Origin of the sequence: Hydrogenibacillus schlegelii, assembly GCF_001653195.1 — a bacterium.
Taxonomy (GTDB): domain Bacteria; phylum Bacillota; class Bacilli; order Thermicanales; family DSM-22653; genus Hydrogenibacillus; species Hydrogenibacillus schlegelii.
On sequence record NZ_JXBB01000001.1, the window covers coordinates 30,234 to 44,792 of the forward strand.

Sequence of the window (14,559 nt, forward strand, 5' to 3'; positions counted from 1 at the left end):
GATCCTCCGCGGAACGCCGTGTCGAACGTGCGGAACGCCGCGCCGGCCGAAAGGCCGGATACGGCGGAGTCCGAAGCGCATGGCCCAGGGGGCGGCACGCGCCGAGGCGGTCCGGACATCGTCCTCGGTCAAAGCGGCCGGCGGCACGATCGGCGTAAGGGCCGCCTGAGCGGTCGCCCAGGATCCGGAGGCCGCCTCAGCGGCCGCGGCGGATGAAGGGCATCTTCTCCCGGAGGCGCCGGCCGACCTCTTCGATCGGATGGTTTTTCTCCCGCTCCCGGAGGGCGTTCATCATCGGCCGGCCGAGCTGGTTTTCGAGGATCCAGTCTCGGGCGAAGGCGCCGCTCTGGATGTCCTCGAGGATGCGGCGCATTTCCGCCCTCGTCGCTTCGTTGATGATTCGGGGGCCGCTCCGGTAGTCGCCCCACTCGGCGGTGTCGGAGATGGAATGGCGCATCGCCGTGAGGCCGCCTTCGTACATGAGGTCCACGATGAGCTTGAGCTCATGGAGCACCTCAAAATAGGCAACCTCCGGCTGATAACCGGCGGCGACGAGCGTCTCGAAGCCGGCCTTGACGAGGGCGCTCGTGCCGCCGCAGAGGACCGCCTGTTCGCCGAAGAGGTCGGTTTCGGTTTCCTCTTTGAACGTCGTCTCGATGACCGCCGCCCGACCGGCGCCGATCGCCTTGACGTAGGCCATCGCCAGCGCTCGGGCCTGGCCGGTATGGTCCTGGTGCACGGCGAAAAGGGCCGGGACGCCGGCGCCTTCGGTGTACGTCCGTCGGACCAGGTGCCCCGGCCCTTTCGGCGCCGCGAGAAAGACGTCGACGTCCGGCGGCGGATTGATCTGACCGAAGTGGATGTTGAAGCCGTGGGCGAAGGCCAACGCCTGGCCCGGCCGGAGGCTCGGCAGCACCTCGTTCCGGTAGACTTCCGGCTGCCGCTCATCCGGGAGGAGGAACATGACGATGTCGGCTCGCTTCACCGCCTCGGCGACGGGAAGGACGGTGAATCCGTCTTCTTCGGCCTTCTGCCACGACTTCCCGGGCCTTAAGCCGACGACGACGGCGATGCCGCTGTCCCGGAGGTTCTGGGCGTGGGCATGGCCCTGGGAGCCGTAACCGAGGATGGCGACGGTCTTCGACTGAAGCGGCGTGAGGTCGAGATCGGCGTCGAAGTAGAGGTTGGCCACGCTCGATGCTCCTTTCGCAGGTCGATGTGCTGAGGCGAATCCCAGCGGCGTCGTCAGGCCGACCCGGATGGACCGGGCAGGCCGTCGGCGCCGGCGGCGCCGGCTTTCCTTCGCCGAGGCTTCGGTCGGCGCTTATGCGCCGGTGGCGCTTTTCGCTTCGGCCTCGGCAGAGACGTCGAGCTCCCGGGCGAAGGCCGTCAGCCCCGTCCGGGCCAGCTCTTTGATGCCGTACGGCCGGAGGAGTTCGATCAGGGCGTCGATCTTTTCGCTGGAGCCGGTCACCTCGACGGTCACGCTCGCGCGGCCGACGTCGAGGATGCGGGCGCGAAACGGCTGGATGATGTGGTCGATCTCCGCCCGTTCGGCCATCGTGGCGTTCACGCGGATGAGGGCGAGCTCCCGGGCGACGACGGACCGGTGCGTGAGGTCGACGACCTTGATCACGTCGATCTGCTTGTTGAGCTGCTTTTTCACCTGCTCCGCCGCCTTCTCGTCCTCGACGTCGAGGACGATCGTCATGCGGGAGAGGCCGGGGCGCTCGCTTTTTCCGACGGTGATGGAGTCGATGTTGTACCCCCGCCGGAGGAAAAGACCGCTGATGCGGTTTAAGACGCCCGCCTGGTCCCGAACGAGGAGGGAGAGAAGCTGCTTCACGGCGCGCCGACCTCCTTTCCGGCGATGCCGACGGTGCCCGGGCTCCGGATCGCTTCCGCCCCGTCCGGCGGCCGGTCTCCGACGATTTCGTCGAGGGCTTTCCCCGGCGGGATCATCGGAAAGACGTTTTCGCCGGGGGCGATGCGGCAGTCGATGAGGACCGGCTCGTCGTCGGCGAGGTGCCGCTCGAGGACGGCCCTGAGGTCCGCCTCGGTGGAGACGGCGTAACCGGGGATGCCGTACGCCTCGGCGAGCTTGACGTAGTCCGGCTGGAAGGGGAGAAGCGATTCGGAGTAGCGCTTTTCGTAGAAGAGCTCCTGCCACTGCCGGACCATGCCGAGGGCGAAGTTGTTCAGGATGATGATCTTGACGCCGAGGGCGTACTCCCGAAGGAGCGCGAGTTCCTGCATCGTCATCTGAAAACCGGCATCGCCGACGACGGCGAGGACCGTCTCGTCCCGGGCGGCGATCTTCGCCCCGATCGCCGCCGGAAAGCCGAAGCCCATCGCGCCGAGGCCGCCGGAGGTGACCCAGCGGTGGGGTTTTTGAAAACGGTAGTACTGGGCGGTCCACATCTGGTGCTGGCCGACGTCGGTGACGACGATCGCCTCGCCGCGCGTCATCTCGCTCAAAAGCTCGACGACCCGCTGGGGTTTCAGCTCGCCGGAGGGAAGGTACCAGAGCGGCCGCTCCCGGGCGACCTGCCGGAGCGCCTCCCGCCACGCCGCGGCATCCGGCGGGGCGAGGTCGAGCTCGAGGAGGCGCCGGAGCGCCTCGCCGGCATCGCCGACGATCGGGATCTCCGTCGGAACGATCTTGCCGATCTCCGCCGGATCGATGTCGATGTGGGCGATCCGGGCCTTCGGGGCGAAGCGGGCGGGATTGCCGGTCAGCCGGTCGTCGAAGCGGGCGCCGAAGTTGATCAGAAGGTCGCATTCCTGAAGCGCGTAGTTCGCCACCGCCGTCCCGTGCATGCCGCCCATGCCGAGATAAAGGGGATGGTTCGCCGGGATGGCGCCGATGCCGAGGAGCGTCGTGACGACGGGGATGCCGAGGCGCTCGGCGAAGGAGACGAGGGCGTCGCCGGCCCGGGCGTGAAGGACGCCGGCGCCGGCGAGGATGAGCGGCCGGCGGGACCGGGCGATGGCGGCGGCGAGCTTCTGAAGCTGGAGGGCGTTCGGCACGACCGTCGGCTGGTAGCCGGGAAGATCAAGCGCCCGCGGCCGGACGTACGGCGCCGTGCGGGCGGTCACGTCTTTGGGCAGATCGATGAGCACCGGCCCCGGCCGGCCGGTGGTGGCGATGTGAAAGGCCTCCTGGACGATCCGCGGAAGGTCCTTCGGGTCCCGCACCTGGTAGTTGTACTTCGTCACGGGCATCGACATGCTGAAGATCGGCGCCTCCTGGAAGGCGTCGGTGCCCATGACGTTGGTTCCCACCTGGCCGGCGATGACGACGACCGGGAGCGAGTCGATCATCGCGTCGGTGAGACCGGTCATGATGTTCGTCGCGCCGGGACCAGAGGTGACCAGGACGACGCCGGGCCGACCGGTCACCCGGGCGTACCCTTCGGCGGCGTGGATCGCCCCCTGCTCATGGCGGGTGAGGATGTGGGCGATGCCCGCGTCGTACAGCGCGTCGTAGACGTTCAGCACGGCGCCGCCCGGGTAACCGAAGAGGACGTCGACGCCTTCGTCTTTGAGCGCCTGGACGAGGATCTCGGCGCCCGTCATTTCGGATTGGGCCCCGGCGCCTTCCGGCTCGATCGGTTCGGTGGCCGTCTTCGCCATCGCCACGTCTCTCCTTTCCGGTCTCCTATCTTCCTTCGCGTCATGAACGGGTCGTCGTTGTCTTTGTCTTTGGAAGCGGCGACGCGGCCGCCGCGGTCGACCGTTCTTGCCGGTTTCTCTCCACTCTCTTCTCCCGGGTTTTTCTCTCGTTTGATCCTCCCCTCGTCCGCGTTTCGCCGGGGTTCCGGCCGTAAGGCTCGGCGATCGGGGCCTCAGCGGACTTTCATGATCCCGCCGGTGTTCGCAGACGTGACGAGGGCGGCGTAGCGGGCGAGGTAGCCTTTCGTCACCTTCGGCGGCGGCGGGACGAACGCCGATCGGCGGGCGGCAAGGACGGCGTCGTCGACGAGGAGCGTGATCGTCCGGGCATCGAGGTCGATGTCGATCCAGTCGCCGTCTTCGACGAGGGCGATCGGGCCCCCTTCCGCCGCCTCCGGGGAGATGTGGCCGACGGCGATGCCGCGGGTGGCGCCGGAGAAACGGCCGTCGGTGATGAGGGCGACCTTCGTCCCGAGCCCCCGGCCGACGATCGCCGACGTCGGGGCGAGCATCTCCGGCATGCCGGGGCCGCCCTTCGGTCCTTCGTAGCGGATGACGACGACGTGTCCTTCCTGAACCCGCCCCGAATGGATCCCCTCCAGCGCCTCGTCCTGGGAGTTGAACACGATCGCCCGACCCCGGAAGCGCCGGATCGACGGGTCGACGGCCCCGACCTTGATCACCGCCCCGTCCGGAGCGAGGTTGCCGAAGAGGATGGCGAGCCCTCCTCTCGGGCTGTAGGCCCGCTCGACGGGACGGATGACGTCCGGGTTCACGATCTCGGCGTCCGCCACCTCCTCGGCGATCGTCCGTCCGGTGATCGTCCGCCGGTCGCCGTGGACGGCGCCGACCTTGAGGAGCTCTTTGACGATCGCCCGGACGCCGCCGGCCCGGCCGACGTCTTCGATCGAATAGCGGGAGGCGGGGCTCACCTTCGCGAGATACGGCACCCGATCGGCGACGGCGTTGATCCGCTCGAGGTCGTAGGGGATCTCCGCCTCGTGGGCGACGGCGAGGATGTGGAGGACGGTGTTCGTCGAGCCGCCCATCGCCATGTCCAGGGCGAAGGCGTCGTCGATCGCCTCCGGCGTGATGATGTCCCGGGGCCGAATGTCCTCCCGGATGAGGCGCATGAGCGCCTGCACCGCCTGGCGGATGAGGGCCCGGCGGCCTTCGGTGTCGGTGGCGAGGACCGTGCCGTTCCCGAAGGGGGCCATGCCGAGGATCTCGAGGATCGTGTTCATCGAGTTGGCGGTGAACATGCCGGAACAAGAGCCGCAGGACGGACAGGCGTGCTGCTCGAGGTCGTTGAGCTCATCATCGGTGATCTTCCCCGCATGGTAGCTGCCGACGGCCTCGAAGACGTCGACGAGGGAGAGGTTTTCGCCGGTCTTCGATTTGCCGGCCTCCATCGGACCGCCGGTGACGAACACCGACGGGACGTTGGTTCGGACGGCGGCCATGAGCATGCCGGGGGTGATTTTGTCGCAGTTCGGGATGTAAAAGACGCCGTCGAACCAGTGGGCGTTGATCACCGTCTCGGCGCTGTCGGCGATGAGCTCCCGGCTGGGGAGGGAGTACCGCATGCCGATGTGGCCCATCGCGATGCCGTCGTCGACGCCGATCGTGTTGAACTCGAACGGGATGCCGCCGGCGGCGCGGATCTCTTCTTTGACGATGGCGGCAAATTCCCGGAGATGGACATGACCGGGGATGATGTCGATGTACGAGTTCGCGACGCCGATGAACGGTTTGTCGAGGTCCTGGGGGCGGACGACGCCGGTGGCGTAGAGGAGGCTCCGGTGCGGCGCCCGATCGATCCCCTTTTTGATCATATCGCTCCGCACGCCATCACCTTCGTTTCGCACTTTGGCCGAACGGTCGGGCTCGGAGTCACAGACGACGGGCCGTCCGAGGCTTTGGCCCGGACGGCTGCACGGATGAGCGGCCGGCCGGAAGGCCGAAAGGCCCTCCATCCTCGCCGCCCGTCGGAAAGCCGGAGGGCGCCTCAGCCGACGCGGTCTTCGACCGCCGGGGAGATCTTCGTGCCGTCGGTCACCGCCAGGCGCCGGAACGCCTCGAGGAGGCGAAGGGTCATCGCGCCGGGGCGACCGTCGCCGATCGTGCGGCCGTCGACGGCGACGACGGGGACGATCTCCGCCGCCGTGCCGGTGAGGAAAACTTCGTCGGCGGTGTAGACATCGTGAAGGGTCAGGACGTCCTCCCGGACGGGAATGCCGTCTTCCGCGGCGATCTCCATGACCGCCTGACGGGTGATGCCCTTCAGAATGCCGACGTACGGCGGCGGCGTGATGAGCGCACCGTGTTTCACGATGAAAATGTTTTCGCCGGTCGCTTCGGTGACGTAGCCGTCGGCGTTCAGCATGAGGCCTTCGTCGGCGCCGGCATTTTTCGCCTCGAGCTTGGCGAGGATGTTGTTCAGGTAGTTGAGCGATTTGATGGCCGGCGAGAGAACGTCGCTCCGGTTCCGGCGGGTGCTTACGGTCACCAGGCGGATGCCCCGTTCATACAATTCTTTCGGATAGAGCGCCAGCGACTCGGCGATGACGATGACGTTGGCCCGGGGACAGCGGGCCGGATCGAGCCCGAGGTCGCCGGCGCCGCGGCTTACGACGATGCGGATGTAGGCCGAATGCAGCCGGTTTTTTCGGAGCGTCTCGAGGACGATCTCCTCCATCTCCGCCGGGGAATACGGGATCTCGAGCAGGATCGCCTTCGCGGAGTCGTACAGCCGGTCGATGTGGGGCTTCAGGCGAAAAACGTTCCCGTCGTAGGCGCGGATGCCTTCGAAGACGCCGTCGCCGTAGAGAAGGCCGTGATCGTACACCGAGACGACGGCCGCCTCCTTCGGGACGAAAGCGCCGTTGAGAAAGATCAGCTGACCCGGATTCACGGCAATGCCTCCTTTGCTTCCCCCGCGCTCCGGCCCCGCCAAAAGCCCGACCGGTGCCGCATCGCCGAAGCGGCCGCACCACGCCGCCCGCCGCTTAACGTCGTCCGCCGTTCGGCGCTTTAACGCCGGGGCGCTTCCGGCATCCCCCGGTGCGCCTAAAGAAAAAAGCCCCGGAAAGCCTGCGACGTTCGGCAGAACTTTCCGCCGGGGCTTTTATCCCCACGGTGTACGGCCCGCCGGGCCGCCGGAATCGCTCGGTCCAGACCCGCCGCACGCCGTTTGCCCGCCCGAAGGGCCGGCCCGCCGGGACCGACCATGAAAAAGATAGTGAAAGACATTCGCAAACGCCGTCCGGCGGCGGAACCCTAGATTCCCTTCTGCACCTTGCGATCGGTCGCTTTGCGGTTGTCCGGTCGCCGAGGGGGGAGGGGTGTTTGTCGAATATTCTAATGCCGCCGGCCTGGAAAAGCAACTCCCATCCGCCTTTGATTTTCATGTTTTTCAAGCACTCGAAAAACCAGAAACCGCTTTCATGCACATGGAAACTGGGTTTCATCCGTTTTTGACAAATTTGTGACAAGGCGGGCCAAAAAAGCGCCCGGCGGTTCCGTCCGGCGAGCGACGGATCCGCCGGGCGAAAAACCCTTCAGGGGGTGCGCTCCGTCGGGCGGCGCGCTCGAGGATCTTAACCCCCCGGCCGAACCGCCGGAAGACGGGCCGTCCCGTCCGGCAAGGCGCCCGACTTTCCCGGCTGAAGCGACGGTCTTTCGTCAACGGGCTCGGCCGGTCAGGCGAAGCGACGGTCGTGCCCGAAGCGGCGGTCGATCCGCCGGCCACGACGACCGGACCTTACGGGCGAAACGGCCGGAACGCTTCCCGATCGTTCCAAAGGCGATCGAATTCCCGGGCCATGTGCCGTACGGCCTCCGGGTCGGACAGGAGGACGACGATCTCGTCGTTCTGGGTGCTGGCGGCCTTCGTATAGTTGAACGAGCCGACGGCGGCCCGCCGGCCGTCGGCGATGGCGAGCTTGAGGTGCATCAGGCCGCTGTGTTCGTTCACCTTGACCGGGATGTCGTCGGAAAGAAGCGCCCGGACGGCGGCGTTCTGGGCTTTTCCCTGTACCTGTTCGGCATCGGTGATGACGCGAACGGCGACGCCGCGGGCCTTCGCCCGTCTGATCGCCTGAACGATGCCGTCGTGGGTGAGCGAGTAGACGGCCACATCGAGCGTTTTTTCCGCTCCGTCGATGAGGCCGATCACCGCCCGCTCCGGATGCTCTCCGGCCCGAGTAAAATAGACGCCGTCTGCCTTCGGCAAAAACGCCGGCACCGCCGGCGCCGACGCGATGCCGGCGAGGTAGGAAAAAATCGCCACGACGGCGCCCAGGGCGATGCCGAGGCCGCGCCGCCGGGCGCCGGAGGAACGCCTTCTGGCCACCTGGCTCGCTCCTTCATGCCGTTGTCTGTGCGCTTGTTCGATGAGCCCGTGTCTGTGCGCTTGTTCGACGCCGCCCTGCCCGTCGCCATCCCTCGGGACAGCCTTTTCCCGGCTGCGCGGACCTCGTTCGAACGAGTCGGCGCGCGGCTCAGCCTATTTCATGCAGCATTTTTCATGCAGGAACGCTCCCCGAAGCGCATCGCACCCCCGAACGGCCGCCTCCGATCAGGGAAGATCGCCGATCTCCCAAACCGTCCGGGCGGCGGCGTAGTCTTCCAGCGTGTTCACGTTCGTGAAAGCCCGGAGGAGCGTCGGCTCGTCGACGGCGAAAAAGTCCGCACCGACGACGGCATGCCGGAGCGTCGCGGCCGCCCGGACAACCGACCGTTCGCCGGCGGCGAGGCGCGCCGAAAGCTTCGGCCCGGCCGCGCGGGCGTAGGCGGCAAAGAGGGGATGCAGCCGCCCGCCGGCGCGCGGAAGGAGCGCCTCCACGTTCCGCCGGATCACTTCCGCCGCGAGCTTCACCCCGAACGCCGGCGGGGCGAGCGGCAGGTCGACGGCGACGGCCAGGACGACCGGGGCGCGGGCCGCCTCGAGGCAGGCGACGAGGCCGGCGAGCGGGCCGCCGTCGGGGAGGGGATCGACGACGAGCGGAACGCCGAGGTGTCGAAACGGCTTCGGGTCCCGGATCGAAAGAAAAAGCTCCGGAAAGGCCGCCCCAAACCGCTCGATCAGCCGCTCGATCGCCGGCCGGCCCCCGATCGGCAAAAACGCCTTGTCCCGCCCCATTCGGGTCGATCGACCTCCGGCGAGGATGCACGCCGCCCGCCCGCTCCCGGCCGGCTCCCGGTTCGCCATCGCCCTCCCCCTTTCGCCGGTGGCCATTATAGCACAAAACGACGGGCGCGGGCCGCCCGTCGTCGCATTTCGGAGACCGGTACCGCTGACGCCCTTCGGATACCGGCGCCCATCGGGTCGGAAACGGCGCCGTCCTCAGGACGGTTGCCCCTCCAGGCCGAACGTCCGGCGGAGCGTCCCTTTGTCGATTTTCCCGACGTGTATCAGCGACAAGGCATCGACCGTCGGAAAGGCATCCGGAACCGAAGTTCCCGGGGCAGCCGAGGTCCGCCGGGATATCGGCCGGCTCACCGGCGGCGTTCGCCCCGACAAGAGGCTCCGGCGGGACTCCCCATTCCGGCGCGAAGCTCGGCCAGCGAATAAAACGTCCCGCGCCAGGTGATCCCGCCGCGCCAGGCGGTCAAAACGACCGCCCGGAGAAAGATCGCATTGAACCCGAGCGCCGTAAGCGGTACGAAGGGGACGTCTTTCAAGACCTCCGACCAGCGCTCCGCCGAAAGCGGAGCCACGACGCGAACGTACAGGGCGATCATTGCCGCGAGGGAAAAGGCATACCCTGCCCGGGCCCATCCTTCTGTGATCCATACGGCGACGAAGGGCCAGAGAAAAAAGAGCGCCTGGCCCAAGAGGGCCGCCGCGGCGAACGCGTACCGGTAGCCGACGCCGGCCAGCGCGTTTTTTTCCAGCCCGATCGCGGCGGCCCGAAGCGACGGATACCACTCGACGGAAAGAAGGGCCGCGCCGCCGGCGAACGCCTGACGGAACCCCGCCGCCCTGAGGCGCCGGCCGAGGGCAAGATCGTCGTCGGGCCGAAGGGCGATCGCCGCATGGCCGCCGACGGCTTCATAAGCGCTTCGGCGAACGAGATTGAACGCCCCGACGCCGGCTCCGCGATGCTTCCGTTCCGGATCGCCGGCCCACCACAGCCGCTCGAGAATCATAAATGAAAACATAAAATAGCGGCTGAAACGCCGCACCGCCCCCCGGCGAGCGACGAGCCGCGGGGTGAGCGCCAGATGGTCGAGGCGCCGGGCGCGCATGAAACGAACGGCCGTCCGGAGCGCCTCCTCCTGAAAATGCACGTCGGCATCGGTAAAGAGGAGGAGCGAGCCTCGGGCCTCCGCCGCCCCCCGGGCGAGGGCGTGGTTTTTCCCCAGCCAGCCGGGCGGAAGCGCGTCGATGCGGATGAGGCGCACCGGCGGCGCGGCCGCCCCAAGCGCCGCGGCCACCGCCGCGGCCACGGCGCTTGTCCCGTCGGTCGACCGATCGTCGACGACGATCACCTCGTACGCCGGATACGCCTGCCCAAGAAGCGTCGGAAGCGCCCGCCGAAGCGTCTCCGCTTCGTTCCGGGCGGCAACGACGACGGAGACGAACGGAAGCTCCGGATCCGGTGCGTCGCCCGTCTGCCTCCCGTCGCCGGCCTCACGCTCACAGGAGGGAAACAGGTGGGGAAAGCGTCGCCGTCCCCGCCATCCGTCCCAGAGGACGAACGTCCAGAAGGCGGCGACCAAAGCGGCAAGAAGCATCCCGCACTCCTTTCTCTGTTGGGCCGGCCCGCATCGCCGAAGCCGACCGCGTCGTTCGGTCGGCCCACCTCTCCGGGCCGGTTCTTTTCGTTCCAACGGTTCGGTCGATCCGGGCCAGGGGACGTCGGCGCCTCGAGCCGTCAGTCTTTATACGGATCCCTCACATCCGGCCCCGCCATGACGACGACGATCGGCCGAAGCGTATGCAGGATTTCGATCGTATCGCCCTGGGCGGCCAGGACGTCCGAAAGCCGGCGGTACACCTGCGGCGCTTCGTCGACGTCGCCGCCGCGAAGGAGGATGCCCCGCTCTTTGAGCCAGCTTTCCATCATCGGCCGGGTGATCTTTCCGGATACGGCTTTTCGGCGCTTCCCGCCCGGCCGGCCCCGGGCTTCGGTCCGGCTCATCAACCGGCCGGCGCCGTGTACCGTCGAAAAAAGCGCCTGCTCCTGCAGCCGCCGCACCATCGGATCGTCCGTCACCTTTCCTTGGGCGATGACGGCGATGTCGCCCATGCTCCCGCCGATAAAGCTGAGCTGCCCCGGAAAGGCCGGCGTCGCGCCTTTCCGCACCACGATGAGCTCCCGGCCGCCGTGGATTTCCTTCCAGGCGAAGTTGTGGTGGTTGTGGACAAGCTGGACCTCCCGAGCGCCGAGAAGCGAGACGACCTTGCGGGCCACCCACTCCCGGCCGGCATAGGCGTAAGCGCCGGCGAGGTGCATGAGCGCCCAGTAGCGCTCGCCGAGGTCGCTCCCCAGGTCGAGAAGCGCTTCCGTCTCCCGGACCCGCTCCCCCCAGCGGGCGCCGCTCGCGAGCGCCATGAAGCCGGAGGCGATGGCAAAGCCCAGGCCGCGGGAACCGAAGTGGACGCCGACCCAGACCCGGTCTTCTTCGTCGGCAAAAAGATCGACGTAGTGGTTGCCGCCGCCGACCGTGCCGAGCTGTTCCCGCGCCTTTTCCCTGAGGGCTTCTCGGGCGCTCCGGTCGGCCGGAATGGCGTCCCAGGCCGGATCGGAAAAAAGCGGATGATCGACCGGCGCATCAGGCGCCCGGTTCGTCCGCCCGAGCCCGAAGGAGATCGTTTCGGCGATCGTATCGGCGATCTCATCGAGATGCGGCGCGATGGACGGAAGCGCAAGATCCGTCCGGATCGCCGCGTTGCCGCAGGCGATGTCGAACCCGACGCCGGCCACCGACACCTTGCCGTCGTAGGCGGCGACGCCGCCGATCGGCATGATGTAGCCGAGGTGCCCGTCGGCCATGAGGGCGGCCCGTTCGGCCCGGGCGGCGACGTCGCGGAATTGTTCGAGCGTCGCCTCGTCATGGCGCCCGAAGACGACGGCATTCGCCCGGACCGTCCGAACAAGCGCCTCCCCCGCCGCACCGTTCGTCACTGCCGGCATGGGCGTCCCTCCTTCCGCCTGACAAACTTCAAAACGTGGGTCGAAGCCAGACGTTCATGAACTGATGGTCGAAGATACGAGAAAAGCGCGGGTCATCCCCGCGCCGTAATTGCGTATGTATGGTGGACCCTGAGGGACTCGAACCCCCGGCCTCTACCATGTCAAGGTAGCGCTCTAACCAGCTGAGCTAAGGATCCACATGGTGCGGTGGGCGAGACTCGAACTCGCACGCCTTTCGGCACTACCCCCTCAAGATAGCGTGTCTGCCAATTCCACCACCACCGCATCGGCTGCCCGACCTTCCGTCGAGCGAGACGCATTTTATCCTAGCGTCTCCTGTTGCTTTTGTCAAGCCCTCAGCATCGGGTAAGTTTTTCATTTCCGTTTTTCGCTTCCGGTGCCGAGAAGCCGCGCCGATCAAGCAGGCGGAAGAAATAAAACCGAATGGTCGGAACGGCGGGACTTGAACCCGCGACCTCACCCACCCCAAGGGTGCGCGCTACCATCTGCGCTACGTCCCGACGGCATCAGGTCGGTGCAGCGACAAGCTTAAGTATACCTCCCCGGGCGGAGGACGTCAAGACGATATTGATATATTTATTGCGCTATCTTGGATGTGCCGGCCGATGGGGCGGTCGATGCGCCGGGCCAATGCTCCCATCGATGCGCCGGCGGTCGGTCAGCGTTCGGCATCGGCGATGCCGGACGGCGCAATCCGGCTTCGGCCGATGAGCCGCGCCACTCCTGCGCGGGTGGCCGTCGTCAGACGGACGTCGAGAGCGGCGCCGAAAGCGTTGAGCCATCCCCCCTCGCCCATGACCGGCGCTTCGGAGCCTGCGGCCGCTTCGGAAGACGCGTCCATCCCCCTGCGCTCCGAATCCCCGGAGCGAAAAGCGCCGCCCGCGCGGCGGGCGGCGGGCTCGTTCGATCCCGCGGCCTCTCCCGCCGACCGAGCGTCGGACCGGTCGGCGGTCGGTTCGGCCCCGTAATCCTTGGGCTCGCCGAAGATGGGACGGCCGTCTTCCACCCGCAGGATCACCCGTTTCCGTCCGGTCGGCGGCTCCCCGCTATTTCCCGGCGGAGCGGAATCAGACGGCAGGGCGGTGGGGCGGGAAGGGGAATTTCCCGCCCCCGGTGCCGGCGTTGCGACGGCCATCATGCCGAGCACCGCGCCGAAGGCGATGAGCCCGAAGGCGGCCAGAATTCGGCCGGCGGCCCGCCGAACCGCGCCGCTCATCGCGTTTCCCCTCCGCCGGCAAGGGGATCCGGTGGCGCGGACACCGGCTGCGCCTCGAGAATGTATTCGGCGACGACTTCCGCCAGCACGCGGGCCGAACGAATCGCCTCTTCCGGCGTGTTTTCCTGGCCTCCGATCTCGACCGTGAGGGCGTTTTCCGCCAGCGACTGGTTGTATTCGCCGTTGTACCAGCGATTTTTTTCATGCACGATCATCGGACGGACGAGGCCCGGTTTTTTGGCCTCCAGGCGCCGCGCCAACGCTTCCGCAAGGGCTTTGTTCTTCTCCCAGTGGGGGTTGCCCTTGCCGATGACGAACAGGATGCGGGCGAACGTCGTCCCGTCGATCGTCGCCGTCGTCGCCTTGCGCGGCATGGCATCCCGATGCAGATCGAACAGGTAGCGAATGTCCGGATGTTGGGCCATCGCGGCGAGGGCGACCGTTTTCGATTTATCATAGGAGGCCCTGTATGGCAGACCGTCTTTTTGCAGAAGCGCGTAGATGTCGGTCGTTTCGTGATAGACGGGGATGCCGGCCGCCTCCAGGGCTTCGGCAAACGCCCGGCCGACGGCGGTGATGTTCATCTCCGCGTCCATGGCGTCTTTTCGACCTTTCGCTTCGGTGACGGAAAGCCACGACTCCCGATTGTGGGTGTGATAGACGTAGACCGACGGCCGCGCGGAAAAAAGGAGCGGCCGCGCGCTCATCCGGGGCGCCTCCGGCGGCAGCGCGCCGGACAGAAGGACCGGCCGCGCCGCTTCCGGCCGTTCGGCGGGAAGGCGCCCCGCCGCGGTGTATGGGATGTCGGCGGAAGAAGAACCCGACCCCTTCGCGGAGGGGGCGGCAGCCGTAGCGACGGGAGCCGGAGCGGCCCCGCCAGGCGACCCCGAACCTCCTTCCGGCGACCGGGCGCCGGATTCGTCCGGCAGGCGTTCGGCGCTCCCCGGGACCTGTGCGGGAAGCGGCGGCCATCCCCCCGTCTCTGCCGAACGCCCTCCCGGCTTCGGCGAAGCCGGCGCGCCGGCGCGGGAAGCGGCATCACCGGCGACGGAGAAATAAGCCAGAAGCCGGGAGACGAGCCAGAACCGCTCCGGATCCTTTGCGTCCGGAGCCGACGCCAACCCGGCCGTCGGGGCGACAGGGTTAACCCGAGCCGGAACCAGGGTCGATTCGACTTGCCGCATCAGGGCTTGTCCGCTCTCCTTAAGAGCGCGCTCGAGGGCGCGCCCGGCGTCGCGCAGAGCTTGTCCGGTGCCAATCGGACCGAAGCCGGCGGGATCGCGTTCTCCGCGTTCGGCGATGATTTTGGCGCTTAAGAGGACGACGAGGAGCATGAGGAGCGCGGCCCAAAACGGTGGCGTGGTCAGACGGCGCGACATCGGCGTTCCCTCCCTGCCTCTACGCTATGACCGGCAGCAGGGAAGTAGAACCGAACCTGAACGTCTGGCCCAATCTCCCGTTCCGCCCGTTCGCCGAGTTTGCCGGACGAACCGCAACCCGCCC

12 protein-coding genes and 3 tRNA genes are annotated in these 14,559 nt (G+C 67.5%); 1 reads left to right on the forward strand and 14 read right to left on the reverse strand.

What is annotated here, in order from left to right; translation table 11 throughout:
- Positions 1-196 precede the first annotated feature (196 nt).
- From ilvC to ilvE, 5 genes are all read right to left on the reverse strand, one after another.
- Positions 197-1,192 carry a ketol-acid reductoisomerase gene (ilvC, locus tag SA87_RS00120; protein WP_066197312.1) on the reverse strand — a complete coding sequence of 332 codons (996 nt, stop codon included), beginning with the start codon at positions 1,190-1,192 and terminating at the stop codon, positions 197-199.
- Positions 1,193-1,324: 132 nt separating this feature from the next.
- Positions 1,325-1,846, reverse strand: coding sequence for an acetolactate synthase small subunit (gene ilvN, locus SA87_RS00125; RefSeq protein WP_066197314.1), 522 nt, complete (start codon positions 1,844-1,846; stop codon positions 1,325-1,327).
- Complete coding sequence (gene ilvB / locus SA87_RS00130; RefSeq protein WP_066197317.1) at positions 1,843-3,636, reverse strand: biosynthetic-type acetolactate synthase large subunit; 1,794 nt, start codon at positions 3,634-3,636, stop codon at positions 1,843-1,845. Before ilvB ends, ilvN begins: the two co-directional genes overlap by 4 nt.
- A 212-nt stretch (positions 3,637-3,848) precedes the next feature.
- Positions 3,849-5,522 (reverse strand): dihydroxy-acid dehydratase, encoded by a 1,674-nt coding sequence (gene ilvD, locus SA87_RS00135; RefSeq protein ID WP_066197323.1) that lies wholly within the window; start codon positions 5,520-5,522, stop codon positions 3,849-3,851.
- 161 nt (positions 5,523-5,683) lie between these two features.
- Positions 5,684-6,589, reverse strand: a complete 906-nt coding sequence (ilvE, locus tag SA87_RS00140) for a branched-chain-amino-acid transaminase (protein ID WP_066197327.1) — start codon at positions 6,587-6,589, stop codon at positions 5,684-5,686.
- Between the two features lie 430 nt (positions 6,590-7,019).
- On the opposite strand from ilvE, the gene SA87_RS12895 reads away from it, so the two are divergent.
- Positions 7,020-7,166: a hypothetical protein gene (locus tag SA87_RS12895; RefSeq protein ID WP_156423628.1), complete on the forward strand. Its 147-nt coding sequence runs from the start codon at positions 7,020-7,022 to the stop codon at positions 7,164-7,166.
- A 272-nt stretch (positions 7,167-7,438) separates the two neighbouring features.
- On the opposite strand, the gene SA87_RS00155 is transcribed toward SA87_RS12895, so the two are convergent.
- From SA87_RS00155 to spoIIP, 9 genes are all read right to left on the reverse strand, one after another.
- Complete coding sequence (locus tag SA87_RS00155; protein ID WP_066442059.1) at positions 7,439-8,029, reverse strand: phospholipase D-like domain-containing protein; 591 nt, start codon at positions 8,027-8,029, stop codon at positions 7,439-7,441.
- A gap of 225 nt (positions 8,030-8,254) precedes the next feature.
- Positions 8,255-8,887 (reverse strand): molybdenum cofactor guanylyltransferase, encoded by a 633-nt coding sequence (gene mobA / locus SA87_RS00160; RefSeq protein ID WP_066197331.1) that lies wholly within the window; start codon positions 8,885-8,887, stop codon positions 8,255-8,257.
- Between the two features lie 287 nt (positions 8,888-9,174).
- Positions 9,175-10,416 carry a glycosyltransferase family 2 protein gene (locus SA87_RS00165; protein ID WP_066197334.1) on the reverse strand — a complete coding sequence of 414 codons (1,242 nt, stop codon included), beginning with the start codon at positions 10,414-10,416 and terminating at the stop codon, positions 9,175-9,177.
- A gap of 140 nt (positions 10,417-10,556) precedes the next feature.
- Positions 10,557-11,819, reverse strand: coding sequence for an RtcB family protein (locus SA87_RS00170; protein ID WP_082718541.1), 1,263 nt, complete (start codon positions 11,817-11,819; stop codon positions 10,557-10,559).
- A gap of 120 nt (positions 11,820-11,939) precedes the next feature.
- Positions 11,940-12,016, reverse strand: a tRNA-Val gene (locus tag SA87_RS00175).
- 3 nt (positions 12,017-12,019) lie between these two features.
- Positions 12,020-12,104 (reverse strand) — tRNA-Leu (locus SA87_RS00180).
- 160 nt (positions 12,105-12,264) lie between these two features.
- A tRNA-Pro gene (locus SA87_RS00185) sits at positions 12,265-12,340 on the reverse strand.
- A gap of 158 nt (positions 12,341-12,498) precedes the next feature.
- Positions 12,499-13,056, reverse strand: a complete 558-nt coding sequence (locus SA87_RS00190; protein WP_066197338.1) for a hypothetical protein — start codon at positions 13,054-13,056, stop codon at positions 12,499-12,501.
- Positions 13,053-14,435: a stage II sporulation protein P gene (spoIIP, locus tag SA87_RS00195; protein ID WP_066197340.1), complete on the reverse strand. Its 1,383-nt coding sequence runs from the start codon at positions 14,433-14,435 to the stop codon at positions 13,053-13,055. The genes SA87_RS00190 and spoIIP overlap by 4 nt, the downstream gene beginning before the upstream one ends.
- Between the last annotated feature and the right edge of the window lie 124 nt (positions 14,436-14,559).